The organism is Dermacoccus sp. PE3 (assembly GCF_001021715.1).
GTDB classification, from domain to species: Bacteria; Actinomycetota; Actinomycetes; order Actinomycetales; family Dermatophilaceae; genus Dermacoccus; species Dermacoccus abyssi.
In genome coordinates, this window is the sequence record NZ_LDCM01000001.1 from 740,506 (window position 1) to 766,106 (window position 25,601).

The window sequence follows — 25,601 nt, forward strand, 5'->3', positions numbered from 1 at the left end:
ACACGAAGGGAAGAGTCATGAGCACCATGCAAGCTGCAGTCGTGGACGTCTTCGGCGAAGACCTGAACGTCAAGGATGTGGAACTGCCGGAACCCGGGCCGGGTCAGGCGCTGGTCAAGCTCATCGCATCGGGGGTGTGCCACACCGACCTGCACGCCAAGGACGGTGACTGGCCGGTCAAGCCCGAACCGCCGTTCATCCCGGGCCACGAGGGAGTCGGCGTCGTCGAGAAACTCGGCGAAGGCGTCACCGAACTCGCCATCGGCGACATGGTGGGCAATGCCTGGCTCGCCTCCGCGTGCGGCACGTGCGAGCACTGCCGCAACGGCTGGGAGACGTTGTGCGAGGAGCAGACCAACGGCGGGTACAGCGTCAACGGCTCGTTCGGGCAGTACATGCTCGTCGACGCCACGTTCGCCGCCCGTATCCCCGACGGCGCGGACCCCCACGAGATCGCTCCCGTGCTGTGCGCCGGTGTCACCGTCTACAAGGGGCTGAAGGTCACGGAGGTGCGCCCCGGCCAGTGGGTCGTCATCTCCGGCATCGGCGGTCTTGGGCACATCGCCGTCCAGTACGCCAAGGCCATGGGGATGCGGATCGTCGCCGTGGACGTCGCCGACGACAAGCTGGAGCTCGCGAAGAAGCACGGCGCGGAGGTCACGGTGAACGCCGCGGTCGAGGACCCGACGCAGGCCGTCCTCGACGCCACCGGCGGCGGCGCTCACGGTGTGCTGGTCACGGCGGTGCACCCCAAGGCGTTCGGTCAGGCCATCGGAATGGCGCGCCGCGGGGGAACCATCGTGTTCAACGGCCTTCCCCCGGGTGATTTCCCGGCGCCGATCTTCGACGTCGTCCTCAAAGGCCTGACGATCCGCGGATCGATCGTCGGCACCCGGCAGGACATGGTGGAGGCCCTCGACTTCTATGCCCGAGGCCTCATCCACCCGACGTTCAGCAAGCGGAACCTCGACGACATCAACGCGGTGTTCGACGAGATGCACCACGGCAAGATCGACGGGCGCGTCGTCATCGACTACACGACGGAGCGCGAGGAGAAGTGATGAACCTCGAGTCACGAGCCGCTGTGGCCGGCGAGAGCGTCAGCCGGGTCGCATTGACGCCGGACGCTGTCGCTCTGCTGCAGCAGCTCGTGGCCCAGCACGGTCGTCTGATGTTCCACCAGTCCGGCGGGTGTTGTGACGGGTCGACGCCGATGTGCTATCCGGCAGGGCAGTTCCGCACGGGTCAGGCCGACGTCCTGCTCGGCACGTTCACCCTTCCGGACGTGGCGGGTGACGATGCGGAACTGGAGTTCTGGATGAGCCGCGAACAGTTCGAGACGTGGAAGCACACTCACCTCACCGTTGACGTCGTCGACGGACGCGGTGGCGGCTTCTCCGTGGAGAGCCCGACCGGAAAGCGCTTCCTCATCCGTTCGGACATGCTCGGAGGCTGACGGCTCGATCGTCGAGCGCGGGGGCCGTGGTTCGCCACGGCCTCCGCGTTCGGCGTTGTCGGTGTGAGCGTCGGGCGAGGCCGTGCCAGAGGAGATCGTCGTGGCGTGACGGCTAATCTGTCCGCATGCCAAGCCATCACACGCTCGTCGAGACCGAGACCGCCGTGACCGGTCGCTTGGCGAACGTCGACATCAACGCTGACGCGATGCACGCCGTCTCGAGCATCCACCGCGCCGCGAACGCGTCGCGCAATCACATGACGAACACCGTTCTGCGTCCGCACGACCTGTCGTGGACCGGGTTCGTCGTCCTGTGGAGCGTGTGGATCTTCGACAACCCCGAGACGCGTGAGGTCGCCGACAGCGCCGGCATCTCGAAGGCGACGCTGAGCGGGGTCGTCAAGACGCTCAGTGCGCGGGGTTGGCTGACGCGCAGCCAGTCGAGCACAGACAAGCGCTTCGCCCACCTGAGCCTCACCCCGGCCGGCGTGGCCCTCATGGAGGAGCTCTTCCCGCGCTTCAACGCCCTCGAGGAAGAACTCATCTCCGGTCTCACGCCCGAGGAAGTCGACGTCCTGACGAAGGCGCTGCGCAAGGTCGTCACGACGGCCGAGTCCATGAGCGCCGACGGCCCGAGGCCCGAGTCGGGCGTGACTCATGGTTGATTCCGCGCTGGTCCGCCGCCGCCTCGTGGCCCAAGGGTTGGCGACCCGGCCCTTCAGCAGTCCCCACGACGCCGTGGCTGCGTTCGGTGCCATGCAGGGGCAGGACCTGCCGGGCGTCATGGCGTCCATTGCGCTGCGGTTGAGCGAGCCGGGTGGGCGTTTCGGGCTCGACGACGTCGTGGCCGCCTTCAACGACGGCTCCGTCGTCCGCGGATATCCGATGCGTGGCACTGTCTTCGCCGTGGCCGCCGAGGACGTCCGATGGATGACTGAGCTCTGCGCGGGACCGGCCGTCAAAGCCCAGGTGAGGCGCCGCGCCCAGTTGGAGCTGGACGACGAGCAGATCGCGCGGGCGCAGGAGATTCTCCTGACGCAGTGCACCGCCTCGCCGCGCGGGCTGTCGCGCGGCGACCTCTTCGCCCACTGGGAGGCGGCGGGCCTCGCCCCCGCCGGCGGCCGCGGCTACCACATGCTGTCGTACCTCATCGCGACCGGCGTTGCCGTGTACGGGCCGTGGAACGGTTCGGACAACAACGTCGTGTCAGCTCAGGCTTGGCTGCCCGCCGGGTCGTCGCTCGGGGAACGCTTCAACGGTGACGAAACCGCCGCCATCGCCGAACTGCTGCGCCGATACCTCACGAGCCACGGCCCCGCCACGCTGCGCGACTTCGCCTGGTGGACCAAGCTGCCCATCACGAAGATTCGCCGCGCTTTCGCCACGATCGCAGACGAGTTCGTCGGCGACGACTCCGATGAGGGCCGTTACTGGCGTCAGACACTCGACGACGAGGTGGACGCCGCGGGGGACGCCGCCGACGGGCTGCTCCTCCTGCCCGGCTTCGACGAGATCGTGCTCGGCTACCCCGACCGGCTGGCCCTGCTCGAAGAGGCACACCATCCGCGACTCGTGCCCGGCAACAACGGCGTCTTCCAGCGCGGCATCATGCACGCGGGCACCATCGTCGGCACCTGGCGTCGCGGCGGGCGTCCCGGCCGACGAGCGCTTGACGTCGTCGGCTTCGACACCTTGCCCGCCGACGTGGCCCACGACGCTGAACGTCTGCACGCCCAGTTCCCCTACCTCGGGGCGTGACGCTGACCGGGCGGGCCGGGACAAGCGCACAGCTTGCCTCGATGCCGTCCCCAGGTACTGCGCAAACCGGGGGCAGATGGGTAACTTCAGTCGGGTGGAACCCGTTCCGGCCGACGCCATGGTCTCGCGGCGCATGCGCGGGCAGCGCCGCCGTGACACGTCACCAGGGATGAGCCTCCGCCGTGCCCTCCACGCCAGGGGACATCGGTACCGAGTCGATGCACCACTGCCAGGTATGCCGGGCCGACGAGCCGATCTACTCGCACAACGACCTCGCCGCCACCCTCATCGACGCAGCCGACGTCGTCGCTGAGCTGCGCTCCCAGGGACACCACGTGCTGCTGCGCTGCGCCCACGCTCACCACCGCACGACGTCGGACGCTCTCGTCTACGCCGTGAAGTACCGCTGGCTGACGACGGACGCCGCAGCCGAGCAGATCCGCCGGGCGCTCGGCGTCACCTCGATCGACGGACTGCTGTGGCGGACCGCGCAGGAGGTGGCGCGGGCCATCGAACCGCCCCGCGTCATGACTCCCACGACGGCGTGACCCGGTGGGGACGGGAGGCATTCCCGTCCCCACCGGATGCACTCTCATCGCTGGGCAGACTTCCCTGCGATTGGGCAGTCACCGCCTCGACCCAAGGGCAGCAAACTCTGCCCAACGGCGTGACGTGACGATGCCGCCGTGCTCCCGGTCGGTGCCGACTCGTAGGCTGCGAGAACAACGCACGCACCGGCCGGAGGTCACCATGCCCGCACGCACCGTCACGACCTGGACGCTCGAGATGACGACGCGCCCCGAACTGGCCGCGACGCTGCCCGCTGGTGTGCGCATCGACCTCGCCGAGAACATCACCCCGGAGTTCGCCCGCTACCTCTACGCCGTCGTCGGCGGACCGTGGACGTGGACCGATCGCCTCGCCTGGTCACGCGAGCAGTGGCTCGAGGACCTCGGCGTTCCCGGCACCGAGACGTGGGTGGCCTACGCCGACGGCGCCCCCGCGGGGTACGTGCAGATCCAGCCGACGAAGGACGATCAACACCCGGCATCGGTGGAGATTCGTTATTTCGGCCTCGTCGAGGAAGCGATCGGACGCGGCATCGGCCGGGCGCTGCTCGAGCACGGCATCGCCTCGGCGTGGAGCCTCGGCGAGCGCCACGACGACCTGCCTGCGACGTCGCGCGTCTGGGTTCACACGTGCGACCTCGACGGCCCCGCAGCGCTGCCCAACTACGAGAAGCGCGGGTTCACGCTCACCGACGAGAGCGTCGACGAGATGGACTACCCCGACGAGCCGCTCGGCGCGTGGCGCTCGTCGGGCGGACCGGCCTGACGGCACCCCGTCGCCGTCGCTGGGCAGAGTTTCCTGCGGCTGGGTAGAGGCACACACTGCCCAACCGCGGGGAAGTCTGCCCAACCTCTGGCACTGCGCCGATCAGCGATCGCTCACGCGCCGCGCCCGCTCGACGAGGTCGGCGAAGAGCTTCGCCTGCTGCGGGTCGGTGTCGAAGGTGTCCTCCGGGTGCCACTGCACCGCGACAACGCTCGCGCCGCCCGCAATGGTGGCCGCACCGCTCGCACCCTCACCCGCAGCGGCACCGTCCAGCTCCACCGCTTCGGTGACGCCGTCCGACGACCGCGCCACGACGCGCCATCCGGGCGCCACGTCCTTGAGGCACTGGTGGTGGTAGCAGCTGGCGCGCACCTGCGGCACGCCGAGTACTCCCGCCAGGCGCGAATCGGCGTCCACCTCGACGCCCTCGACCCGGTGACGGTGCGCCTCGACGGAGAGTTCGTCGTCCATGTCGAAGTGCAGCGTGCCGCCGAGGGCCACGTTGAGCAGTTGCATGCCGCGGCAGATCGCGAGCGCCGGCACACCGCGTTCGATGACGACGCGTGCCAGGGCGAAGTCGAACGCGTCCTGCTCGACGTCGACGTCGTAGTGCGTCTCGTGCAGGGCATCGCCGGTCCAGACCGGCGACACGTCGCCGCCACCGGGCAGCAGAATGCCGTCGACAAAGACCACACGCTCGGCTACCTCGTCGACGAAATCCTCTGTCAGCGCGCTGAATCCACGTGATGGGTCGATGCGTCGGTCGGCCGGAACGTCGTCGCCGACGGGCGCCACGGGGTGGATCACGACCGGCTCGCCACCCGCTGCCCACACCGCGTCGAGCAGCTTGCGCGCCGTCACATCTGCGCCGAACCGCAGCGCCGATGCCGACGCCGAGAACCGCGCCGGGATGGCGATGATGGGCCGCCCCATGGCCCCTCCTTCGTTGACGATCACATCGTGCCCCTGGCGAGCCCCGGCTCAAGGTACCGAACCGGCTCCGTGACAATTCGGCACCTCAATCAGGGCGGTTCAGGTGCGATGGCGCCACGACGCCCCGTCGCACCCTGAAGCCGAAACCTGAGCGGGCCGGGGCAAGCGCCCCGGCCCGAACGATCAGGGCTGCGGCGGCTTTGGCTTGCGGATGCCGCGGAACTCCCAGTCGCCACCCTGGGCGGTGGAGAGAACTTCCTCGGACTCGGTCACCTGAGCGCCGACGTCGGTGCGGATCGGCGTCGGGCCCGTGACGATGTGATTGCGCAGCGTGCCGAGACCCTCGACCTCGACCTCGACGACGTCACCCGGGTACACCGTGCGCGAGATCGCGGGCGTGCCCGAGAGCAGCAGGTCGCCCGGCTGCAGCGTGATGGTGCGGGCGATGTCGGCGACGAGGTAGTGCATGTCCCACTCCATCTCGTCGGTCGTGCCGTCCTGCCTCACCTCGCCGTTGACGATGGTGCGGATGCGCTTGCCGCGGAAGTCCCACCCCTCGACGATGCCCGGGCCGACCGGACAGAGCGTGTCGGCGCCCTTGACGCGCAGCATCGAACCGGAGTCGGTGTCACGGAAGTCGTGCAGGCCGTAGTCGTTGGCCACGGTGTAGCCGCGGATGTAGTCCCCGGCTTCCTCGGGCGAGATGTTGCGGCACGTCTTGCCGATGACGATGGCGATCTCGCCTTCGTAGTTGAGCCACTTGCAGCCCTCGGGTCGCACGACGGCACCCTCGTGCGTGTTGAGTGCGGAGACCGGCTTGTGGAAGTAGGTGGGCGCCTTCGGCAGCGACGTCATCATTTCCTCGACGCGGCTGCGGTAGTTGAGGTGCACGCAGACGATCTTGCTCGGCGTCACCGGCGGCAGGTGCGTGGCGTCGGCGATGGCGACGCGGCGGCCGTCACCGGCAACGAGCTCGTCCCCCTCGACGACGACGTCGACGGGGTTGCCGTCGAGCAGGATGCGACGGAATTCCTTGGTGGCCATGGTGATTACTCCTCGAAGTTCTCGGGTGGTCAGCCGGCGGCGGGCAGGTCGGGGATGTGCTCGGGTCCGGCTTCCTCAGCGGCTGCGGCAGCCTTCTGACGCTTGACGTCGTCGTCGATGTCGGTGCGGCGCGGCGCCGGGAAGCCGCCGTCGGGCTGGTCGAACCACAGGTGCACCTGCCCGGTGCCCACCGAGTTCTCGTACTCGCCGTACTGGCGCGACGTGGCGGTACAGTCGCCCTCGCCGAGGGCGCCGATCATCATGAGGTAGTGCCCGAAGCGGGCCTCGGGCTTGTAGCGGTAGAACTCGTCCATCGTGTCGAGCACGCGGGCGTGGTCGCCCTGGCCGAACCACTCCATCCGCTGCAGATCGGCCTGGTAGGCCTCCTGAGAGAAGATGTGCTTCGGGTCGGCAGCCTCGTGGTCGCGCAGCTTGCGCAGCGGGTGGAACGTGTGGCTGAGCGCGCCGCTCGCGATGAGCAGCACCTTGCGGTCGCTCTCACGAATGGCGTCGCCGAGCGCACGCCCGAGGCGCAGGTTGTCCTCCATGTCGGCCGTCTGGCACACGCCGATGGAGATCCAGCGCTTGTCGTCGAGCCCCTTGCCGAGGTACTCCCACATGTTCGTCGTCGCGTAGAAGATCGGCAGCGAGTGGTCGTCGATCGCGGTGATCCACGTGCCGTGCTCGTCGGCCTTGCTCGCGATGAGGTGCGCGAGTTCCGGGTCGCCCGGGAAGTCGTAGTGACGGCGCGTCATGCCGCGCGGCAACTCCTCGGACGTGAACAGCCCCGAGCGGCGGTCCTGCGCCGTGACGACGAACTCGACGGTGGTTGCCCAGTGGCTGTCGAGCACGACGACGGTGTCGTAGTCGAGCGTCTCGAAGACCTCCTTGCGCAACTGCTCAAGCCCGGCGACGAGCGTCGAGTCCTCACCGTGGTTCAGGCTGCGGCGGATCTCCTCCGGCAGCATGATCGTCGGAACGTGCGCGAGCAATCCCGCGCCGACTACCTCACCCATCGGCCCATTCCTCTCTCTGCCCCGCCGCCGGTGACGACGTCCGTCGTCAGCCGTGTGCGGGCGTTTCGTCGTGTCAGTTCGATGCGGGCGCGAAGACGGAGTTCTTCACGTCGCAGTAGAAGTCGAAGCTCCAGATGCCACCCTCGCGCCCGATGCCGGACTGGCCACTGCCGCCGAACGGCGCGCCCAGGTCACGCACGAAGAAGCAGTTGACCCAGACGGTGCCCGCGCGAAGCTGCGCGGAGACCTTCTCGGCACGCTCCGGGTCGGACGTGACGAGCGTGGCGGCGAGCCCGAAGCGTGTGTCGTTCGCCTTGGCGACGCCCTCGTCGTCACCGGAGAACGTCTCGATCGTGAGCACCGGGCCGAAGACCTCCTCGGTGAGGATCTCCGAGCCCTCCGGGCAGTCGGCGAGGATCGTCGGCTCGTAGAAGAGGCCGCCGAGTTCCGTGTTGGGGCCGCCGCCGGTGAGCACCGTGGCGCCGTCGGCCTTGGCGCGCTCGACGAAGCCGTCGATCGTCTCGAAGTGCTTGCGCGTGATGAGCGCCGAGACATCGGTCTCGAGGTCGCGCGGGTCGCCCTGCTTGAGCGTCTTCGACTTCTCGACCACGCGCTTCGTGAACTCCTCGGCGATGGCCTCGTCGACGAGGATGCGCGAGCCCTTGAGGCAGACCTGGCCGGCGTTGTCGAACTGCTCGACGGCGATGTCGACGGCCGTGTCCATGTCGGCGTCAGCGAGCACGAGCAACGGCGACTTGCCGCCGAGTTCGAAGCTGAGCGGCACGATGTTCGGCGCGGCAGCGGCGGCGATGACGCCGGCCGTCGGCACCGAGCCGGTGAAGCACAGGCGGTTGATGTCCGGGTGACGCGTGAGCGGCGCGCCCGCGTCCACACCAGTGCCCTGGACGACGTTGAACACGCCGGCCGGAAGGCCTGCTTCGTGGGCGATGTCGGCGAGCAGCGACGCCGTGAGCGGCGCCCACTCCGGCGGCTTGAGGACGACGCAGTTACCCGCGGCGAGCGCCGGGCCGATGCGCCACGTGGCCAGCATGAGGGGCGCGTTCCACGGCGTGATGATGGCGACGACACCCGCGGGGTCGTACGTGATGCGCTCGCGGTGGCCGCGCCCGGCGACCTCCATGTCGGGGTGCTCGAGATCCTTCTCGAGGTAGTCCGCGAAGAAGCGGAAGTTCATCGCCACACGCGGCATGACGCCACGCAGGTGGCTGCGAAGCAGCGCGCCGTTGTCACGCGTCTCGACCTTGCCCAGCTCCTCGACGCGGGCCTCGATGCCCTCGGCAACCTTGCGCAGGACGGCGGCGCGCTCGGCGGGGCTCGTCTTCGACCAGGCGGGGAACGCCTCGCGAGCTGCGGCGACCGCGGCGTCGACCTCGGCCTCACCGGCGGCACTGACCTCACCGATGACCGACTCGTCGATCGGCGAGACGGTGGTGAACGTGGCGCCGTCGGCGCTCGCGACGCGCTCGCCGCCGATCCAGTGCCGGGTGTCGACCTCGACACCCTCGACGGTGATCTTTTCCGGGTTCGCCATGACGCTCCTCGCCGTTCGCGTGGGTGGTGACATGAGTCACAGTAGCAATCGTTCGGACCCAAACGTATCTGACGGCCGAGGCTTTTGGAAGCGCGTCAAGACCCCGCGGAGAGCGTCGAAAGGACGCTTCGGAAATTTTCCGACGAAATGCTGTGGTCCAGGTCACACCGTGCGCTACCGTGAGCCTCACGCAGATCGTTCGCTCCCTAACGAGTGGGGTGACTCGGAGTGAACGTGCGTAACACCCCGGCCCGCGACACGCGGCGTCACGGGCCGGGGTGCCTCCCCACGCAACCCCCTGGCGAAAGGCGATGCCATGAGCAGCGCACCACTTCACGACGACGCACGCGAGCGCGCGACGTCCGGCGACGAACACAGGCTGCGCAGCGGCCGACTCGGCTCGGTCGCCATCGCATTCATCGTCGTTTCGGCGGCGGCACCTCTGACCGCCATGGCCGGCGGAGCCCCCGTCGCGATGCTGCTCGGCAACGGCCCCGGCATACCGTTCGCCTACCTCATCGTCAGCGCCCTGCTGCTCCTCTTCGCCGTCGGGTACACGGCCATGGCACGCCACCACACGAGCACGGGCGCCTTCTACGCGTACGTCGCGCGTGGCCTCAAGCAGCCCGCCGGTGGCGCGGCCGCGTGGATCGCGCTGCTCGGCTACAACTCGATGCAGATCGGCCTCTACGGACTCTTCGGCGCCGCCGCCGCGAGCTTCTGCGCGGAGACCCTCGGGTTCAACCCGCCGTGGTGGGCGTGCTCGTTCGTCGCCTGGGCGATCATCGGCGTCCTCGGCTACCGCCAGGTCGACCTCTCGGTCAAGGTGCTCGGCATCCTCGTCGCCCTCGAGTTCCTCATCGTGCTCCTGCTCGACGTCGCGATCGTCGGCAAGGGCGGCAACGGAGGCACCGGCGGCTTCGCCTCGAACCTGTCGATGGAACCCTTCAGCTTCGGCGCCCTGACGAGCGGTTCGCTCGCCATCGCGCTGCTGTTCAACTCCGCCAGCTACATCGGCTTCGAGTCGACGACGATCTACTCCGAGGAGGCGAAGGACCCGCGCCGCACGGTGCCCCGCGCGACCTACCTCGCCGTCATCGTCATCGGCGTCTTCTACTCGATCACGACGTGGCTCATGGTGAGCGCCCAGGGCCCCTCGACGCTCGTGTCGCACCTCGGCGAACTCAAGCCCGACCCCACCGTCTTCCTCTTCGAGCTCGGCGGTACCTACCTCGGCTCAACGGCCACGCAGGTCATGTCGCTGCTGTTCGCGACGTCGGTGTTCGCGGCCCTGCTCGCCTTCCACAACGCGGTGGCCCGCTACCTTTACGCCCTCGGGCGTGAGGGGCTCGTGCCGCGCAAGCTCGGCCACACGCACGCGCTGCACCTGTCGCCCCACATGGGCTCGATGAGCCAGACGGCTCTCGCCGCCGTCGTCCTGCTGCTCTTCACGGTGACGGGTCAGGATCCGGTGCTCAACCTCTTCACCTGGCTGACGCAGCTCGGCACGCTCGCCATTCTGTTCCTCATGTCGCTCGCGTCCGTCGCCGTCGTCGCGTTCTTCGCGCGCTACCGCGGCGAGCGCCGCAAGGCCGCGGCCGACGAGGCCGTGACGGCGGACGTCGCCACCGCAGGAACCGGGGCCGGCGGAATGTGGCGGACGGCCGTGGCCCCCGCGCTCTCCGCGGTCCTCATGGGCGCGGTCGCCGTGTACGCCACCTCGCAGTTCGGCAACCTCATCGGCAACCCGGAGAGCGCTCTTCGCTGGGTGTTGCCGGGCCTCATCCTCGTGGCGGTCGTCGTCGGCATCATCTCGGCGGCGGCGCTCAAGAAGCGCGACCCCGAGCGTTGGGCCCTCATGGGCAAGGACCGGGTCGACGAGCTGGTTCCCGACCACCACTGACGGCGTTCGCACACACCCGTGCCCGGGCCGATGATCGGCCCGGGCACGGGTGTGTGTGCGTCAGTAGCGGTTCTTCGGCAGCGAACCGATCTTGTGCTGCTCGATGTGAACGTCCTTGGCGACGGGGGCCGTGCCCGACAGGGGCGTCGGCTGGCTCCACGTGCCGTTGAGCTTGCAGTACTGCTGCGTGCCCTTGAACGTGACGGTGTTGAAGCCGTGCGTCGCGCGTCCGACCATGCCGGGCTTGATGTCGTAGGGGCCGATCTCCTGACCGGTCGTCCACGACGCCTCGTAGGAGAAGCCGGGCTTGATGGCCTGGGTCCACGTCGCGGCGAGGTTGCCGCCGCCGGTCATGCCGTCCTTGCTGCCCGAGCCCGTGAGGCCCGCGGTGAAGGAGCGGCCGAAGTCGCCGTCGATCTTCATCGTCAGCGTCTGGGTGGACGACAACGTCTGCGTGAGCGGCACGCTCGAGTCCGAGTCGTTCGTCGTCTGCACGGCGCCCATCGGCGTGAACGACGTCTTCACGCTCGTGATGTGCGTGCGGCACTGCGACCAGGGGTTGCAGACCGGGTTCGGGTTGGAGGCGTTGGGCTTGATCGGGCCGGCGTTCTTGATGTGCCAGATGTCGACGTTCTCGGTCGACGCGTCAGCCTGCGCCGGGGCCGCGGCGAAGCCGGTGGCGACGGTGGCGGCCGCGGCGAACGTCGCGAGGGTGCGCTTGATGGTCGTCATGGTTCCTACCTCGTGTCGTGGGGTCGAAGTGCGGGGTGGGCCGATCAGAGGTCGGCGTCGTAGGTGAAGGTGCCGCCCTTGATCGTGACGACGTGCTCGATCTCGACGAGCTCGCCCGCCGACGTGTTGGCGCGGCTCGTGTACGTCATCGTGCGCGACGGCGCCGTGACGGAGACGCGGTAGCGCATCGTCGCGGAACGTTGGCCGTCGGCGGAGATCGGGGCGCCCGACCAGGTGCCGTAGATGCCCTGGCCCGGGGCGAGGGTCTTCGTCAGCTCGACGTTGGCGACGCCGTTCTTACCGGCCGACGCGTTCGTCGCGCCGGCGTACTTCACCGACGACGAGGCGAGCGACGGGGTGGCCGTCGTGCTCACGTACGACTGGTAGCCCTTGCGGCCACCCTCGTTGGCCGGGTTCTTCACGACCTGCCATCCGACCTGTACCGAGTAACCCTTGGGCAGCGAGTAGGCGCTCTCATTGGCGACGGGGAACTGGCCCGCCGTGAGCGAGCCCGGAACCGGCGCGTCGGAGTAGACGCTGGAGTTCGACTGGTCGATCGTCTCGTGCTGCGTGACGTGGCGGACCTGCGGCTCGGCGGACGCCGTGGCGCCGGCGCCGATGCTGGCGAACGCGACGGCGACGGTGGCCGCAGCGGCCGTCGTGCGGCCCCATGAACGGACGTGCATGTGCTCCTCTCCAAGATGAATCCCCGACCGCGAGACGGCCGAGGCGCTCGAACATGGACGACCGTACAAGAAGGAATCGACCGAGTTTCCGCGGTTTTTTCGTGAGGACTCTCACACTTGATCGGAGAGCGATGGGCTTTCATCCCGCGTCGAGGAGGGCGCCTCCGAGCAGTCACGACGCGTTCATCGCAGGTTCACCGTCGAGTGATGTCCCGCGCGCGAACGGCCGTCGCGCTGTGAGCAGGTTCACGCGCTCGGATGGCCGATCGCTCGCCGTTTCGGCAGACTGGAGCCAAGATTCGGCCCCGACGAAAGGCAACGTCATGTCGCACGAGATGGTGTGGACGAAGATCCACGACGAGCGCGAGGCTCTCCTCGCCGAGCTGGAGCAGCTCTCCGACGAGCAGTGGCGCAGCCCGTCGCTGTGCGAGGGCTGGACGATCCAGGACGTCGTCGCGCACCTCGCTTCCGGTGCCTCGACGTCGAAGGCCGACGTCGCCAAGCTCGTGCTCAAGCACAAGGGCGACTTCCAGGCCGTCACCGACGCCGTCGTGGCCGAGTACTCGAAGGGCACGCCCGCCGAGACGCTCGCCGCGTTCAAGGCCGTGCTCCACGAGCGCACCGCCCCGCTGAGCGGCGAAGCGATGCTGGGTGACACGCTCGTGCACGCCGAAGACATCCGCCGTCCGCTCGGGCTCACCCGCGAGTACCCGCTCGAGACGCTGCGTGAGCTCGGCGACTACTACAAGGATTCGAGTGGCCTCGGTGTGAAGAAGCGCATCGACGGCCTGCACCTCATGGCCACGGACCAGAAGTGGGATCACGGCAAGGGTGAGATCGTCCAGGGCCCGTTGCTCGCGCTCATCATGACGATGACGGGCCGCGCCGAGTACCTTGACGACCTCGCCGGCGACGGCCTGCCCGAGTACCGCGCCCGCCTCACGAAGTAACGCGGCGCCGCTCACGAACGCAGGGCGCTCGTCTCCGACATTCGCGTCGCCGGCGGGCGCCCTTCGTCATCCCCTGACGAATGTCATGGGGCGTTCGTGACACCAACCCCGGGCTGCGCGACCACCACGGGGGAAGAGTGAAGACATGAAGACCAACCAGCCCATGACCACCGCGCAGAAGTTGCTCGCAGTCTCCGGCACCCTGGCGCTCATCACGTTCTTCGTGCTCGGCTTCGCCTTCCACGCGTGGGAGATCGCGTGGGTGGTTTTCCTCGTGCCCGGCCTGCTGCGCCGCTGGGTGAGTTTCGACGAACCGAAGGAAAGCCCTCGCAGCGGCTACGGCATTGACGACGACGGAACGCCCAAGCCCTACCCCTACACGTGAGGCCACTCAGTAGCGCGAAAGTGGCGGGCCGCCCTGGCCGTAGGCCTGCGGCGGTGTGTACCGGGGCGGAGCGAGGGCACCCTCCGGCACGATCTCCTTGCCCAGGGGGAACAGCGCGAGCGGGATCATCTTGAGGTTCGCCCACGCCAAGGGGATACCGATGATCGTCACCGCGAGCGCGATGGCCGTGCCGATGTGCGCGAGCGCGATCCACAGGCCGGCGAACACGAACCAGATGACGTTGCCGATCATCGACGCCGCGCCGGCGGTCGGCTTGTCGATGTAGGTGCGGCCGAAGGGCCAGGCCGCGAAGTTGGCGATGCGGAACGACGCGATGCCGAACGGAATCGTCACGATGAGAATGCACATGACGAGAGCCGCGACCGCGTACGCGATCCACAGCCAGAAGCCGGCCAGCACAAACCAGATGATGTTGAGCAGCGTCTTCACGCGGCCTCCCCCAGTGGTGATCAGTAGTGCGAGAAGTCAGTTGCCTGCGAGGAACGCGGGCACGCGGTCTTTCGGGCGCCCGATGATGGCGCGGTTGCCACGCACGAGCACGGGGCGCTGCATGAGCTTCGGGTGCTCCGCGAGGAGGTCGGCCACCTGGTCGGGCGCCGCGACGTCGGCGTCGGTGAGGCCGAGCTCCTTGAACGTGGTGTCACGTCGCACGAGGTCAGTGGGTGCGTCCTCGAGCTTGCCCAGCAACTCGAGCAGGGCCTCACGGGTGAGGGGCTCCTTGAGATACTGGAGGACCTCGACGTCGACGTTCGCCTCCTGCGCCGCGTCGAGGGCGGCGCGTGACGTCGAGCAGCGCGGGTTGTGCAGAACGGTGGTCTCAGCCATGCCCCTGACGCTACCCGTCGCCACCTACAACCCGATGGGAACGCCGATTCCCCCGATGTCGCGCGGCGGAGGGGCCACACTCCATCGGGGGAATCGGGCTATGACTAATCGCCCTTGACGTTGACGATCTGACGCAGCGTGTGCCGGATCTCGACGAGGTCGGCGGCATCCGCCATCACCTGGTCGATGTCCTTGTACGCGCCCGGGATCTCGTCGATGAACGCATCGGTGTCGCGGTACTCGATGCCCTTCATCGCCTCCCGCAGCTCGTCACCAGTGAAGCGCTTGCGCGCCGCAGAACGGGAGAACGCACGACCCGCACCGTGCGGCGACGAGTTGAGCGAGAGCGCGTTGCCCTTGCCGACGACCACGTACGACGCCGTACCCATCGAGCCCGGAATGAGACCCGGACGCCCTGCCTCGGCGTTGATCGCGCCCTTCCGTGAGAGCCACACGTTCTTCCCGAAGTGCTTCTCCTGCTCCGTGTAGTTGTGGTGGCAGTTGATCCGCTCAAGCTCTGTCACCGGCTCGCCCACCCACTCGGCGTACTGGCGCACGACGCGGTCCATCATTTCCTCGCGGTTGAGGAGCGCGAAGTGCTGCGCCCAGCGCAGTTCACGGATGTAGGCGTCGAACTGCGGCGTTCCCTCGACGAGGTAGGCGAGGTCACGGTCGGGCAGCTGGATCCAGTTCGTCCGGCAGTACGCCTCGGCCGCCTTGATGTGGTGCTGGGCGATGCGGTTGCCGACACCTCGCGAACCGGAGTGCAGGAAGAGCCACACCCGGTCCTCCTCGTCGAGCGAGATCTCGATGAAGTGGTTACCGGAACCGAGCGAGCCGAGCTGGAGCTTCCACTTCTTCGCGTACGCGGCCGGGTCGAACCCGGCCTCTTCGGCCATCGTCTCGAGCTCGTCGATGCGCACCTGCGTGTGCTCTCGGCTGATCTTGCGGTTGGCCCCACCCGCCGAGAGCGGGATGGCGCGCTCGATCGCCTGACGCACGGACGCACGCTCGGTGGGCAGATCTGCCGCCGTGTGCTGCGTGCGGACGGCGATCATGCCGCAGCCGATATCGACACCGACGGCGGCCGGGATGATGGCCCCGAGCGTCGGAATGACCGAGCCGACGGTCGCGCCACGGCCGAGGTGGGCATCCGGCATGAGGGCCAGGTGCGGGAAGACGAACGGCATCGACGCCGTGGTGACGGCCTGCTCGCGGGTCGAATCCTCGAGGATCGAGGCCCAGTTGAAGAGGGTCGGGGAAATGCGCTCCATTGTTCTTTCTCCTTGCGGTCACCCTGCACCGCAACGGAGTAGGGAGCAATGTCAGGTTTCGGGTGCCACCTTCGTGGCGGTGATCGTGTACGTGGCGGCGAGACGTTCCGGCGCTTCGGCGAGCTGCCATTCGCCGACGCCGATCTCGACCATCTGGCCGGGCATCGCGTTCCAGGGCACGCTCTGGTGTTCGGTGAACAAGTCGAGGCGCAGGCCCGCCTTGAGCAGCGCGGTGACGATCTCGCCGAGACCGTGGTTCCACTCGTGCGTGACCGTCGCGTTGAACTCGCGCTCGGTCTCGACGTAGGTGCCGCCGTCGTCGAACACGAGTGGCTCGGGCATCTCGAAGTACGGGAATTCGAGCGCTGGGCCGGTGAACTCGCCGTCCGCGAGGGTGCGCTGACCGGTGGCTGGGTTGTCGCCCAGCGCCCACAGCATCGGGTGTCCCTCGCGGATGAACAGTCGTCCGCCTGGTCGCAGCAGCTCAGCCACCACGGCGGCCCACCGTTCGACGCTCGGCAGCCAGCACAACGCGCCGATGCCGGTATAGACGAGGTCGAACTGCTGCCGTTCGAGCGCGGCCGGAGCGTCGTAGACATCGGATTGAACGAACCGGATCTCGCGGTGCCCGGCGCGCTCGGTGATGCTGCGCGCCTGCTCGAGCGACGCCGTCGAGAAGTCGAGCCCCGTGACGGACGCTGCCCCGAGACGCGCCAACGAGAGCGTGTCCGTGCCGATGTGGCACTGCAGGTGCACGACGTCGAGGCCCGCGATCGAGCCGAGACGAGGTCGGTCGAACTCGACGACGCCACTGAGGGCGTCAGGGTCGTCGACGAAGCGCTGGACGGCGTAGTCGGGGCTCGAAGCATGCGCGGCGGCGCGCTCGTCCCAGTTGGCCTGATTGTGCGAGCGGGAGTTCTCCCACGTCGCGTCGGCGCTGGGAGAACTCGTGGTGAAGGAGTTCATGGATGAGAGTCTGACGCAGGTGCTCCCGGTGCGCGACCGAATATCTCCGACGATGTTGCCTCGGAAACGCGGCACCGGTGCCGCGGTCACCGCTCATCATCGGGAAGTTGGAGGAAACCTCCAAAGACGCCCGTCCGACGTTGGCGGTTCTTCGGATGATCCGGCCACACCGCGTGGGATTTCATGGAAGCGACCGCTGCCCCGATCAGGAAGAGACAGACGATGACGACGCTTCGTGGCATCACCTTCCCCGCGCCCGACACCGCGGAGAGCGCTGACGCCGAGCGCGCCACCACCCCGACCGTTCGGGGCATCGTCACCGACGCCGTCCGCGGCAGCGACGCGGCCCTCGCCGCACGCGTGGAGGGCGCGAAGAACTGGCGCGAGGCCTACCTCGCCGCGGTTCGCGACCTCACGATGACGACGGCCTCCACGCCGCAGGCCGCTGTCGACATCGCCCGCGCGGGGCTCGACTCCGCCTACCGCCGCATGCGCGTCGTCGGGGACGACGGCCACGAAACACCACTCGCCGAGTGGGCCTTCGACGACGCCGTCGAAGCGGCTCACGGCACGTACGAGAACCGCACGATCGACGGTCGCAAGCCTCGGGTCGAGGCGTTGGCGGTGCCCTACAAGGGACGCGATCTCACGGGCCACGACCTCGAGCGTCAGCTCGACACGTGGGTGGCCAAGGGCGTCATCGAGGCCTCGTGCGCCGAAGCGGTCAAGCGCGTCATCAACCACCCGGAATGGCTGAGCCTGCCCGGTCACGTCCTCGCGAGCGTCGGCGCGGGCGCCGAGATGGGCCCCACCGACATGCTGTCGCGCTGGGGCGCACGCATCCTCGCCGTGGACATTCCGCGCGTCAGCGAGCGTCTCGCGAAGTTCGCCGAGGCCGGGGCGGGCAGCATCACCCTGCCCGTCAGGGACGGCGAGGCGGGTGCCGACATCGTGGCCGACCCGGCCGGTGTTGCAGCCTGGTTCGCCGACAACGCCGGCGACGACACGATCGTCTTCGGCATGCACGCCTACGCCGACTCGGGCATGCACATCCGCCTCACGCTGGCGGCCGACGCCATCGGCCAGTACCTGCAACGCATGCGCCCCACCACGGTCCTCGCGTACCTCGCCACTCCGACGGACGCCTTCGTCGTGCCGCAGGAGATCGTCGACGCCTCGCGGGGACGCTGGCAGCGCCACGGCAGTCGCGGAGTCGCGAAGAAGGGGCTACGACTGGCCTCGCGGGGCCAGCTGTTCAGCGAGCCCTACCCCAAGCACTCGCACGTGGCCGACTGCCTCGTCGCGCAGCAGGGCCCGAACTACGCCGTCGCGAAGCGACTGCAGCGCTGGCGTGCTGTGGCGGCGGAGGCCGACGGCAAGCGCGTGTCGTTCAACGTCGCCCCGGCCACGCTCACACGATCGGTAACGAAGAACCCCGTCCTGCGCGCGGCGTACGGCGGCGCCCACCACTTCGGCGTCGAGGTCTTCGCGCCCGAGACGAGCCGCGCTCTCATGGCTGCGCTGCTCGTGCACGACGTCATGCGCGATGACCTGGCGCCCGGCGAGGCGCCGCACCGCGACCACCCGGAGGCACTCTTCAGCGACGGCGCCGCTCACGGCGGGCTGTGGCGGACGGCGTGGGCCCCGCGTTCCGCGCTCGGCGTGGCCGCCGTGCTCGGCCTGCCCAAGGTCGTGCGCCGCTGACACACGCACCGTCTTCGAGCATCTCGGCCCGACGACGCGCACACGTTTTCCGTTGATCACCTCACGACGTGCAACCCAAACCTTGATCGAGCGTCCTACCTCTGTCAGGACTGTCGATCAGCTTTGGAGTTCGTGTGGCGACCTTCGTTCTTCGTCGTGCCCTCGTGCGCACTTTCGCTCCGGTGAACCTCGTCTCGTCCAGCACCCGTACGGCGACTGCAACGGGTGCCGCGAGCCGCACCCCTGAGCGCCCGTTCGTCCCGTCGCTGGCGAGTGAATGGATCGGTGAACAGGCCGAGCACGTGCGCGTGCCGGTGGAGATCGTCGCCATCACCGACATGGGTCATCGAATTCAGCGTTATCTCGTCCGCCAAATCGGCACTCACGATTTGCTTGAATGGTCATCGGCCCGCCGCTACGGATTCCGCGTGGGCGATCGAGTGAAATTGTCCGGCCTCGTACAGGCCCACATCCGCCGTGACGATGCCTGCATCACGACGCTCCACGAGTGCTTCAACCCGCTGAGGATGACCTGATGTTCGGCCCCTTGACCCTCTCCCGCGTCTCCGCGCAACGTCGCGGCGCGGCCCGCGACGACCGGTTCGCCGGGGTCGCTGCCGGCCCGGCTGAGCAGGATTCCACCCGCACGACGTCGTCGGGCTACCTCGGCGAGGTCGGCGAGCCCTTCGAGATCGTCGTACGCGTTGCCGGCACCACCCCCCGCCACGCGCAGGACGGCCCGGACATCGTGCGCCACTGCTTCCGCACCGTCGACTCGGGTCTCGCCCTGTGCTGCCCGCTGCCGAACACCCAGCACCTCCGCCTCGGCAGCGTCGTTCGCGTGCGCGGCTCGGTGACGGGGCAGCGCACCCAGGGCATCAACGACGTCACGGAGATCAGCGCCGAGTCGATCGAACGCATGGGCTGAAGCCTGCAGCCTCACCTCGTCGGCGCCCTTCGCGATTCGTCGTGGAGGGCGCCTCGTGCGTCATCGTCAGCGACGCGCGCCGGGTGTGTTGTCCTCACCGCGAACGGACGGGGCGTTGTCCTCGCCGCGCGCCGTGGGGGCGTTGTCCTCACCGTGCTTCGCGGTGACCGGGTGGCTCACAGCGTTGGCCGCCCCCGCGGAGAGGGCGACGAAGGATCCGGCGACGAGCATCGAAGCAGCCGCTGCGGTGAGTCGTTTCATGGTCTCTCCTCGAAGAAAGCCGCCACCGTGGTGCGCCGGCGTCCGGGAACGGAGTCTGACCTTCTCACCTCGACGGGAGTGAAATCGAGCGTGCATCGAAAAGTGAACCGAGAATTTTTCGCGGTCCTGCTTTCCGGTCCGTCACCACCTGAACAACACGGCCCAACACCGCGATCCGTCCCAAATTGGACACCTTGGGCTCCCGCTTCAGACCGTCGTCAGCTTCCCCCGATCCACCTGACGTTCGGTGGCATGGCGATCCGCCGCTCGAACAGCAAGGTAGGCCGCGAACGCGCACCCGATGCCAAGGAGGCCCGAACACGATGTCGCTGAAGTGGTGCATGCCGCGGTAGAGACGTGCGGCGCCCACGCCGAACGGAAAGAGGACGCACAGCGTCTGCACGGTGCGTCGCAGAGCCGAGTTCTCGATACGCGTCGCGAGCATCGCGAGTGACCAGAACAGCGCGAACGACGCGGCCGTGTGGCCGCTGGGAAAGCTGGAGGTCGGCGGCGCGTTGTCGAGCCGACCGACCTCGGGGCGCGGTCGGCCGACGAGGTGCGTCACGGGCACGAAGACGCTCGCTTCGAGACTGATGGCGAGCAGCGGCACGACGCTCAGCCACCACTTCCGCGTCAGCGCGAGAAGAGCGAGCCCGATGACGATCGCTCCGCCGATCGTGAACCAGGTGTCGTTGATCGTCGAGACGACCTTCGTCACGGTGTTGAGCACACCGTCACGCTCGGCGGCCACCTTCTGCGAGATGCGCTCTTCGGACGGCACCTCGTGGAACACCGTCATGAGGGCCTTGCCGATACCGAGCAGGAGCCCGAACATCACGAGCGCCGGAAGAACGGCGCGAAGCAGTACCGATCGCAGCACCTCGTGGACGGTGGGCCGAGCGGCGCGCGTGTTCGCAGCGGGTCCAACCGCCATCACGCCGGCTCCTTCGTCGCTCGCGGTCGGTGACTGAACCCGATGAACGAAGCCACCGACAGCCCGCACCCCAGCAGAACGCCGGCCGTCACGTCACTCGGGTAATGGATGCCGAGGAAAACACGGTCGAGGGCCGTGAGCACGGCGATGACGGCGGCGCCCGCGACGAGAAGGGCACGCAGCGCGAGCGCCCTTTCGCGCACGAGCGGCCAGATCATGATGAGGCTCGTCGTGAGCATCATGGCGACGTTGAACGCGTGCCCGCTGGGGAAGCTGTAGCCCGGCGCGTGGGCGACGGGATCGTCGATGAGGGGCCGCGCACGCTCGACGAGGAGCTTCGCCTGGAGGCCGAGGTTCCAGCCGACGAGCATCGTCACGACACCCCAGATGGTGCGCCCGCGAAGACGCCGGTGCCACGTCCACAGCGCAATCGGCACGGCCGCGATGTAGACCCGCATCGGGTGGAGCCACCACTGCCACGCCTCGAGCGCCGGGAGGAAACCCCGCTCGCGCGTGACGTTCGTGGCTGCGAGGACGGCGCGTTGGTCGGCGTCGACGATGGGCGACCAGTGACGTGTGACCAGCACGGCTAGGACGACAACGGGCAGGCAGAGCACTGCGGCTGCGAGGGCACCGCGCACGAGGCGGGGCAGGACGACGCGAACGAACCACGCGCCCGACGTTGCTGGGGACACGCCGTCAGAGTACGCGTGGCGTCCGGCACCGCCGCGGCGCTCGGCGATGACGACCACCCACGATTCGGGCAGATTCGTCCACAGGAACCCCACAGCGCCACCCAGTGACCGGCAAAGAGAGGGCCGGGAGTTTGGTCTCGTCACGGTCGCACTCGGCGGCCGTCGAACGGACCCAAGGATCAGCGATGACGACGACCACCCCGGCGCGGTTGCTGCGGCGATCACGCAGCGACACCGCGCCTCATGACAAACACCCGACGGGCGGCGCGTCACGCACGAACGCCGTCACGGGCCAGACCTCGAGCCGTGGGCGCGCGGCCACTCTCCTGCGCGGCAGGCAGGACGACCCGACGTGGGCGCGTCCCGCGCTCTTCGCGCTGCTCGCGTTCGCTGCGTTCGTCTACCTGTGGGATCTGACGAACTCCGGCTACGCCAACGAGTTCTACGCCGCCGCAGTGAAGTCGGCGACCCAGGACGCGAAGGCCTGGCTCTTCGGGTCGCTCGATGCGAGCAACGCCATCACGGTCGACAAGCCCCCGGCCTCGCTGTGGGTCATGGGTCTGTCGGCTCGGATCTTCGGCTTCTCGAGCTTCTCCCTCCTCCTGCCGCAGGCGCTCATGGGCGTCGGCACGGTGGCGCTGGCGTACGGCGCGGTGCGTCGGTGGTCGGGTCACGCGGCCGGCCTGTTCGCCGGGCTCCTCGTCACCCTGACCCCGGTTGCGGCCCTCATGTTCCGCTTCGACAACCCCGACGCGATGCTCGTTCTCCTCATGACGGCGGCCGCCTACGCGGTGGTGCGCGCTGTGGAAACCACACGCGGACGCGTGGCTCTGCGATGGATGCTCGGAGCCGGTCTGCTCATCGGCTTCGCGTTCCTCACCAAGATGCTCCAGGGCCTGCTCGTGCTGCCCGGCCTCGGCCTGGCCTACCTCGTCGCGGCCCGGTTCTCGCTCAAGCAGCGCCTCGCGCACCTCGTCGTGGGTCTCGTCGGCGTCGTCGTCGGAGCTGGCTGGCTCGTCGCACTCGTCTCGCTGTGGCCGGCGTCGGCACGCCCGTACATCGGCGGCTCGACGAACAACTCGCTGTGGGAGCTCGCCCTCGGTTACAACGGCCTCGGCCGCATCCTCGGCGGCGCGGGCAACGGCGGCGGAGGTGGTGGCGGAGGCGGCTTCGGTGGCACCGCAGGCCTCCTGCGCATGTTCAACAGTCAGTTCGCCGGTGAAATCTCATGGTTGCTGCCGGCCGCTCTCCTGCTGCTCGTCGCCGGTTTCGTCGCTCGAGGACGGGCGCCGCGCACCGACCGTGTTCGCGCATCGCTCATCCTCTGGGGCGGCTGGCTCGTCGTCACGGCGCTGTGCCTGTCGTTCATGCAGGGCACCGTCCACTCGTACTACGCGGTGGCACTCGCTCCGGCGATCGCGGCGTGCGTCGCCGTCGGTGGCCGTGAGGCGTGGGCCCGACGCGACTCGTTGGTGTGGCGGCTCGTCATCGCCGCGGCTGTCGTCGTGACGGCGGCCTGGAGCTTCCAGGTGCTGTCGACGAACGCTGCGTCGTGGATGCCGTGGATGAAGTGGGTGTCGCTGGTACTCGCCGTCATCGGGACGCTGACGTTCGTGGTCGCCGGTGCTCGCCCTGCGCGAGTGCGTCGTTTCGCGACGATCGGACTCGTCATCGGCGTGCTCGGTGGCCTGGGCGGAACGACGGCGTACACGCTCGCGACGATCACGCAGGGTCACACCGGCTCGATGCCGGCGTCAGGCCCGGCCGTGGCCGGCGGGGCAAGTGGCGGCCCCATGGGTGGTGGCCCGTCGGCTGGCCAGGCCGGCACTCGACCGAGCGGTCAGCAAGGCACCCAGCAGAACGCCCAACAGGGCGGCACGTCAGGCGGGTCGTCGTCGTCATCGTCGGCGCAAGCACCCACCGGAACGCCGCCGAGCGGGCAGCCGCCGACGGGAACGCCGCCGTCCGGCAGCCCCGGTGGATCGGCACCAAACGGTGCCGCACCGGGAGCGTCCGGCACGAACGGCCAGTCGTCGTCAGGTTCGACGAACTCCCCCGGGAGCGGGTCCGCGTCGTCGGGCGGTGCAACGTCGGGATCGGCAACGTTCGGTTCGATGCAGGCTGCTCCCGGCGGCCAGGGCAGCGCGACGAGCAACACGGCCCTCAGCGCCAAGCTCGACGCGACGACATCCACGTGGTCCGCTGCGGTCATCGGTGACCAGAGTGCGGCCGGGTACATCCTCGCCTCCGACACCGCGGTGATGTCGATCGGTGGCTGGAGCGGCAGCGACAACAACGTCACGCTCGCGCAGTTCCAGGAGTACGTGAAGAACGGCGACATCACGTACTTCATCGCCGGAGGCGGCATGGGCGGTGGCCAGGGTGGCAACGGGTCGGCCGCGCAGATCACGGCCTGGGTCAAGGCGCACTACACGGCGACGACCGTCGGTGGCGTGACGATCTACGACCTGACGAAGGCGACGTCGTAAGCCTCTCCCCCGATCTGGGTACGTTGTGTGGATCTGGCCGCGAGATATCGCGGCCAGATCCACACAAGTGCACCGGCTGCGGCTGGTAGCCGCCGAGCCTCATGACCCGAACCGATCTGCCGGAATCGTGAGCCGCCAACACCCACAACGGTGTTCGTCAGCGTGCAAGATAGGTCGGCCCCCGAAAGGCGTTCGTGAAAGTCGCGACGGGGCGGCATGTCAGGGTTGCTCTACCGCTGCGTACGCGACAGTGTGAGTGACACGCATCACGGGGTGAGAGGACACATCATGGCTGCGACGGACGCTGCGCAAGCCGAGGCGCACGAGCCGAAGACCGAGCTCAAGCGGGTCCTCAGCCCGAAGCTGCTGCTTCTGTTCATCGTCGGCGACATTCTCGGCGCAGGCATCTACGCCGTCACCGGCGACATTGCGGGCGAAGTGGGCGGCATGGCGTGGCTGCCGTTCCTCATCGCGTTCACCGTCGCCACCCTGACGGCGTTCAGCTACCTCGAACTCGTGACGAAGTACCCGCAAGCCGCCGGCGCTGCTCTCTATACGCACAAGGCGTTCGGCATCCACTTCCTCACGTTCATCGTGGCGTTCACCGTCGTCTGCTCGGGCATCACGAGCGCTGCGACGTCGTCGAACCTGCTCGCCGCGAACCTCCTCACCGGTCTCGGCGTCGGCGGTGACGACGGCCCGGGCGCCCTCGGCACGATGCTCGTCGCCCTCGCGTTCATGGTGCTGCTCGCGCTCATCAACCTGCGTGGCGTCGGCGAGAGCGTGAAGTTCAACGTCGTGCTCACCGTCGTCGAGTTGTTCGCACTGGCCGTCGTCATCGGCATCGGCTTCTACGCCATGGCCACGAAGGGCGCCGACTTCAGCCAGCTCACGACGTTCGAGTCGTCCTCGGACCGCAACATGTTCGCCGCGACGACCGTCGCCACCGCCATCGCGTTCTTCTCGATGGTGGGCTTTGAGGACTCGGTCAACATGGTCGAGGAGACGGAGAACCCGCGTCAGGTCTTCCCGCGCATCATGCTCACGGGTCTCGGCATCGCCGTGCTCATCTACATGCTAGTCGCCGTGTCGGTCGTGCTCGTGCTGCCGATCAAGGACATCCAGAACTTCGACGGCGAGACCGGCATCCTGCTCGAGGTCGTCAAGACCGGCATGCCCGGCTTCCCCGTCGACGCGGTCTTCCCGTTCCTCACGGTGTTCGCCGTCGCCAACACCGCACTCATCAACATGATGATGGCGAGCCGCCTCATCTACGGCCTGGCGAAGCAGGAAGTGCTCCCGCCAGCACTCGGCAAGGTGTCGCGCCGCCAGTCGCCCTACGCGGCCGTGTTCTTCACGACGGCGCTCGCCCTGGCGCTCATCATCTACGTGTCGATGCAGAAGGGCACGCCGGTCGTCGGCGCACTCGGCGGCACGACGGGTCTGCTGCTGCTCATCGTGTTCACCATCGTCAACATCGCGTGCCTCGTGCTGCGCCGGGAGAAGGCACACCCCAAGGCCTTCCGTGCACCTACCGTCATCCCGATCCTCGGTGCGGTGCTGTGCGCCTTCCTCGCCGGCCCGTGGGCGCGCGACCCGGAGAAGTACATCCAGTACAAGATCGGCGCGGCCCTGCTCGCCATCGGCGTCGTGCTGTCGCTGTTCACGTGGTTCGTCCACACGCGCCACCACGAGAAGACGCGCTTCAGCGACATCGAGAACCTCGAGGAGTAACCCCTCTCCCGACGACGGCG

At 68.4% G+C, this 25,601-nt stretch carries 27 protein-coding genes; 14 read left to right on the forward strand and 13 right to left on the reverse strand.

Annotation, left to right across the window (positions count from 1 at the left end; genetic code table 11):
* Positions 1 to 17 precede the first annotated feature (17 nt).
* The 6 genes from adhP to AA983_RS03515 all read left to right on the forward strand — a co-directional run bounded on the left by adhP (position 18) and on the right by AA983_RS03515 (position 4,549).
* Positions 18 to 1,061 carry an alcohol dehydrogenase AdhP gene (gene adhP, locus AA983_RS03490; protein WP_047310743.1) on the forward strand — a complete coding sequence of 348 codons (1,044 nt, stop codon included), beginning with the start codon at positions 18 to 20 and terminating at the stop codon, positions 1,059 to 1,061.
* A complete protein-coding gene (locus tag AA983_RS03495; protein ID WP_047310744.1) occupies positions 1,061 to 1,456 on the forward strand; it encodes a DUF779 domain-containing protein in 396 nt (131 codons plus the stop codon). Before adhP ends, AA983_RS03495 begins: the two co-directional genes overlap by 1 nt.
* Before the next feature lie 125 nt (positions 1,457 to 1,581).
* On the forward strand, positions 1,582 to 2,121 hold the full coding sequence (locus tag AA983_RS03500; protein ID WP_047310745.1) for a MarR family winged helix-turn-helix transcriptional regulator: 540 nt from the start codon (positions 1,582 to 1,584) through the stop codon (positions 2,119 to 2,121).
* 73 nt (positions 2,122 to 2,194) lie between these two features.
* The gene (locus AA983_RS03505; RefSeq protein WP_052946826.1) at positions 2,195 to 3,214 is read left to right on the forward strand and encodes a winged helix DNA-binding domain-containing protein; all 1,020 of its coding nucleotides are present in this window, start codon (positions 2,195 to 2,197) and stop codon (positions 3,212 to 3,214) included.
* 182 nt (positions 3,215 to 3,396) lie between these two features.
* Positions 3,397 to 3,762 carry a hypothetical protein gene (locus tag AA983_RS03510; RefSeq protein WP_047310746.1) on the forward strand — a complete coding sequence of 122 codons (366 nt, stop codon included), beginning with the start codon at positions 3,397 to 3,399 and terminating at the stop codon, positions 3,760 to 3,762.
* A gap of 202 nt (positions 3,763 to 3,964) precedes the next feature.
* On the forward strand, positions 3,965 to 4,549 hold the full coding sequence (locus tag AA983_RS03515; protein ID WP_047310747.1) for a GNAT family N-acetyltransferase: 585 nt from the start codon (positions 3,965 to 3,967) through the stop codon (positions 4,547 to 4,549).
* A gap of 102 nt (positions 4,550 to 4,651) precedes the next feature.
* Here AA983_RS03515 and AA983_RS03520 read toward each other — a convergent pair whose 3' ends face one another.
* The 4 genes from AA983_RS03520 to AA983_RS03535 form a co-directional block, all read right to left on the reverse strand.
* Positions 4,652 to 5,482, reverse strand: a complete 831-nt coding sequence (locus tag AA983_RS03520; RefSeq protein WP_047310748.1) for a gamma-glutamyl-gamma-aminobutyrate hydrolase family protein — start codon at positions 5,480 to 5,482, stop codon at positions 4,652 to 4,654.
* Positions 5,483 to 5,665: 183 nt separating this feature from the next.
* Complete coding sequence (locus AA983_RS03525; RefSeq protein ID WP_047310749.1) at positions 5,666 to 6,526, reverse strand: fumarylacetoacetate hydrolase family protein; 861 nt, start codon at positions 6,524 to 6,526, stop codon at positions 5,666 to 5,668.
* 29 nt (positions 6,527 to 6,555) lie between these two features.
* On the reverse strand, positions 6,556 to 7,542 hold the full coding sequence (locus AA983_RS03530; RefSeq protein ID WP_047310750.1) for a catechol 1,2-dioxygenase: 987 nt from the start codon (positions 7,540 to 7,542) through the stop codon (positions 6,556 to 6,558).
* A 73-nt stretch (positions 7,543 to 7,615) separates the two neighbouring features.
* Positions 7,616 to 9,094, reverse strand: coding sequence for an aldehyde dehydrogenase (locus tag AA983_RS03535; RefSeq protein WP_047310751.1), 1,479 nt, complete (start codon positions 9,092 to 9,094; stop codon positions 7,616 to 7,618).
* 316 nt (positions 9,095 to 9,410) lie between these two features.
* On the opposite strand from AA983_RS03535, the gene AA983_RS03540 reads away from it, so the two are divergent.
* Positions 9,411 to 10,997 (forward strand): APC family permease, encoded by a 1,587-nt coding sequence (locus AA983_RS03540; RefSeq protein WP_047310752.1) that lies wholly within the window; start codon positions 9,411 to 9,413, stop codon positions 10,995 to 10,997.
* A gap of 60 nt (positions 10,998 to 11,057) precedes the next feature.
* On the opposite strand, the gene AA983_RS03545 is transcribed toward AA983_RS03540, so the two are convergent.
* Both AA983_RS03545 and AA983_RS15390 read right to left on the reverse strand, forming a co-directional pair.
* A complete protein-coding gene (locus AA983_RS03545) occupies positions 11,058 to 11,729 on the reverse strand; it encodes a hypothetical protein (protein WP_047310753.1) in 672 nt (223 codons plus the stop codon).
* Between the two features lie 44 nt (positions 11,730 to 11,773).
* Positions 11,774 to 12,415, reverse strand: coding sequence for a hypothetical protein (locus AA983_RS15390; protein WP_047310754.1), 642 nt, complete (start codon positions 12,413 to 12,415; stop codon positions 11,774 to 11,776).
* Between the two features lie 323 nt (positions 12,416 to 12,738).
* Here AA983_RS15390 and AA983_RS15610 point away from each other — a divergent pair, with 323 nt between their 5' ends.
* Both AA983_RS15610 and AA983_RS03560 read left to right on the forward strand, forming a co-directional pair.
* Positions 12,739 to 13,365, forward strand: a complete 627-nt coding sequence (locus tag AA983_RS15610; RefSeq protein ID WP_047310755.1) for a maleylpyruvate isomerase family mycothiol-dependent enzyme — start codon at positions 12,739 to 12,741, stop codon at positions 13,363 to 13,365.
* 145 nt (positions 13,366 to 13,510) lie between these two features.
* Positions 13,511 to 13,750 (forward strand): hypothetical protein, encoded by a 240-nt coding sequence (locus tag AA983_RS03560; RefSeq protein WP_047310756.1) that lies wholly within the window; start codon positions 13,511 to 13,513, stop codon positions 13,748 to 13,750.
* Positions 13,751 to 13,756: 6 nt separating this feature from the next.
* Here AA983_RS03560 and AA983_RS03565 read toward each other — a convergent pair whose 3' ends face one another.
* The 4 genes from AA983_RS03565 to AA983_RS03580 all read right to left on the reverse strand — a co-directional run bounded on the left by AA983_RS03565 (position 13,757) and on the right by AA983_RS03580 (position 16,836).
* A complete protein-coding gene (locus AA983_RS03565) occupies positions 13,757 to 14,200 on the reverse strand; it encodes a YccF domain-containing protein (RefSeq protein ID WP_047310757.1) in 444 nt (147 codons plus the stop codon).
* A 36-nt stretch (positions 14,201 to 14,236) separates the two neighbouring features.
* Positions 14,237 to 14,596 (reverse strand): ArsC/Spx/MgsR family protein, encoded by a 360-nt coding sequence (locus AA983_RS03570; protein ID WP_047310758.1) that lies wholly within the window; start codon positions 14,594 to 14,596, stop codon positions 14,237 to 14,239.
* Between the two features lie 104 nt (positions 14,597 to 14,700).
* Positions 14,701 to 15,870 carry an RtcB family protein gene (locus tag AA983_RS03575; RefSeq protein ID WP_047310759.1) on the reverse strand — a complete coding sequence of 390 codons (1,170 nt, stop codon included), beginning with the start codon at positions 15,868 to 15,870 and terminating at the stop codon, positions 14,701 to 14,703.
* A 51-nt stretch (positions 15,871 to 15,921) separates the two neighbouring features.
* Entirely contained in the window at positions 15,922 to 16,836 is a 915-nt protein-coding gene (locus tag AA983_RS03580) for a bifunctional 2-polyprenyl-6-hydroxyphenol methylase/3-demethylubiquinol 3-O-methyltransferase UbiG (RefSeq protein WP_047310760.1), read from the reverse strand.
* Positions 16,837 to 17,058: 222 nt separating this feature from the next.
* On the opposite strand from AA983_RS03580, the gene AA983_RS03585 reads away from it, so the two are divergent.
* The 3 genes from AA983_RS03585 to AA983_RS03595 all read left to right on the forward strand — a co-directional run bounded on the left by AA983_RS03585 (position 17,059) and on the right by AA983_RS03595 (position 19,468).
* Positions 17,059 to 18,540 (forward strand): hypothetical protein, encoded by a 1,482-nt coding sequence (locus tag AA983_RS03585; RefSeq protein ID WP_047310761.1) that lies wholly within the window; start codon positions 17,059 to 17,061, stop codon positions 18,538 to 18,540.
* A 182-nt stretch (positions 18,541 to 18,722) separates the two neighbouring features.
* Positions 18,723 to 19,076 carry a hypothetical protein gene (locus AA983_RS03590; RefSeq protein WP_156170141.1) on the forward strand — a complete coding sequence of 118 codons (354 nt, stop codon included), beginning with the start codon at positions 18,723 to 18,725 and terminating at the stop codon, positions 19,074 to 19,076.
* Entirely contained in the window at positions 19,076 to 19,468 is a 393-nt protein-coding gene (locus tag AA983_RS03595; protein WP_047310763.1) for a hypothetical protein, read from the forward strand. Before AA983_RS03590 ends, AA983_RS03595 begins: the two co-directional genes overlap by 1 nt.
* A 66-nt stretch (positions 19,469 to 19,534) precedes the next feature.
* On the opposite strand, the gene AA983_RS03600 is transcribed toward AA983_RS03595, so the two are convergent.
* From AA983_RS03600 to AA983_RS03610, 3 genes are all read right to left on the reverse strand, one after another.
* A complete protein-coding gene (locus AA983_RS03600) occupies positions 19,535 to 19,729 on the reverse strand; it encodes a hypothetical protein (RefSeq protein ID WP_047310764.1) in 195 nt (64 codons plus the stop codon).
* A 64-nt stretch (positions 19,730 to 19,793) separates the two neighbouring features.
* A complete protein-coding gene (locus AA983_RS03605) occupies positions 19,794 to 20,663 on the reverse strand; it encodes a phosphatase PAP2 family protein (protein ID WP_052946827.1) in 870 nt (289 codons plus the stop codon).
* On the reverse strand, positions 20,663 to 21,358 hold the full coding sequence (locus AA983_RS03610; RefSeq protein WP_052946912.1) for a phosphatase PAP2 family protein: 696 nt from the start codon (positions 21,356 to 21,358) through the stop codon (positions 20,663 to 20,665). Before AA983_RS03610 ends, AA983_RS03605 begins: the two co-directional genes overlap by 1 nt.
* A gap of 185 nt (positions 21,359 to 21,543) precedes the next feature.
* On the opposite strand from AA983_RS03610, the gene AA983_RS03615 reads away from it, so the two are divergent.
* Positions 21,544 to 23,847 carry a glycosyltransferase family 39 protein gene (locus tag AA983_RS03615; protein ID WP_047310765.1) on the forward strand — a complete coding sequence of 768 codons (2,304 nt, stop codon included), beginning with the start codon at positions 21,544 to 21,546 and terminating at the stop codon, positions 23,845 to 23,847.
* A 288-nt stretch (positions 23,848 to 24,135) separates the two neighbouring features.
* A complete protein-coding gene (locus AA983_RS03620) occupies positions 24,136 to 25,581 on the forward strand; it encodes an APC family permease (RefSeq protein WP_047310766.1) in 1,446 nt (481 codons plus the stop codon).
* The last annotated feature ends 20 nt before the right edge of the window (positions 25,582 to 25,601 follow it).

Coding starts and splice junctions, on each gene's coding strand:
- adhP (WP_047310743.1), top strand. CDS start 18: ATGAGCACCATGCAAGCTGCAGTCGTGGACGTCTTCGGCGAAGACCTG.
- AA983_RS03495 (WP_047310744.1), top strand. CDS start 1,061: ATGAACCTCGAGTCACGAGCCGCTGTGGCCGGCGAGAGCGTCAGCCGG.
- AA983_RS03500 (WP_047310745.1), top strand. CDS start 1,582: ATGCCAAGCCATCACACGCTCGTCGAGACCGAGACCGCCGTGACCGGT.
- AA983_RS03515 (WP_047310747.1), top strand. CDS start 3,965: ATGCCCGCACGCACCGTCACGACCTGGACGCTCGAGATGACGACGCGC.
- AA983_RS03520 (WP_047310748.1), bottom strand. CDS start 5,482: ATGGGGCGGCCCATCATCGCCATCCCGGCGCGGTTCTCGGCGTCGGCA.
- AA983_RS03525 (WP_047310749.1), bottom strand. CDS start 6,526: ATGGCCACCAAGGAATTCCGTCGCATCCTGCTCGACGGCAACCCCGTC.
- AA983_RS03530 (WP_047310750.1), bottom strand. CDS start 7,542: ATGGGTGAGGTAGTCGGCGCGGGATTGCTCGCGCACGTTCCGACGATC.
- AA983_RS03535 (WP_047310751.1), bottom strand. CDS start 9,094: ATGGCGAACCCGGAAAAGATCACCGTCGAGGGTGTCGAGGTCGACACC.
- AA983_RS03540 (WP_047310752.1), top strand. CDS start 9,411: ATGAGCAGCGCACCACTTCACGACGACGCACGCGAGCGCGCGACGTCC.
- AA983_RS03545 (WP_047310753.1), bottom strand. CDS start 11,729: ATGACGACCATCAAGCGCACCCTCGCGACGTTCGCCGCGGCCGCCACC.
- AA983_RS15390 (WP_047310754.1), bottom strand. CDS start 12,415: ATGCACGTCCGTTCATGGGGCCGCACGACGGCCGCTGCGGCCACCGTC.
- AA983_RS15610 (WP_047310755.1), top strand. CDS start 12,739: ATGTCGCACGAGATGGTGTGGACGAAGATCCACGACGAGCGCGAGGCT.
- AA983_RS03560 (WP_047310756.1), top strand. CDS start 13,511: ATGAAGACCAACCAGCCCATGACCACCGCGCAGAAGTTGCTCGCAGTC.
- AA983_RS03570 (WP_047310758.1), bottom strand. CDS start 14,596: ATGGCTGAGACCACCGTTCTGCACAACCCGCGCTGCTCGACGTCACGC.
- AA983_RS03575 (WP_047310759.1), bottom strand. CDS start 15,870: ATGGAGCGCATTTCCCCGACCCTCTTCAACTGGGCCTCGATCCTCGAG.
- AA983_RS03580 (WP_047310760.1), bottom strand. CDS start 16,836: ATGAACTCCTTCACCACGAGTTCTCCCAGCGCCGACGCGACGTGGGAG.
- AA983_RS03585 (WP_047310761.1), top strand. CDS start 17,059: ATGACGACGCTTCGTGGCATCACCTTCCCCGCGCCCGACACCGCGGAG.
- AA983_RS03595 (WP_047310763.1), top strand. CDS start 19,076: ATGTTCGGCCCCTTGACCCTCTCCCGCGTCTCCGCGCAACGTCGCGGC.
- AA983_RS03600 (WP_047310764.1), bottom strand. CDS start 19,729: ATGAAACGACTCACCGCAGCGGCTGCTTCGATGCTCGTCGCCGGATCC.
- AA983_RS03605 (WP_052946827.1), bottom strand. CDS start 20,663: ATGGCGGTTGGACCCGCTGCGAACACGCGCGCCGCTCGGCCCACCGTC.
- AA983_RS03615 (WP_047310765.1), top strand. CDS start 21,544: ATGACGACGACCACCCCGGCGCGGTTGCTGCGGCGATCACGCAGCGAC.
- AA983_RS03620 (WP_047310766.1), top strand. CDS start 24,136: ATGGCTGCGACGGACGCTGCGCAAGCCGAGGCGCACGAGCCGAAGACC.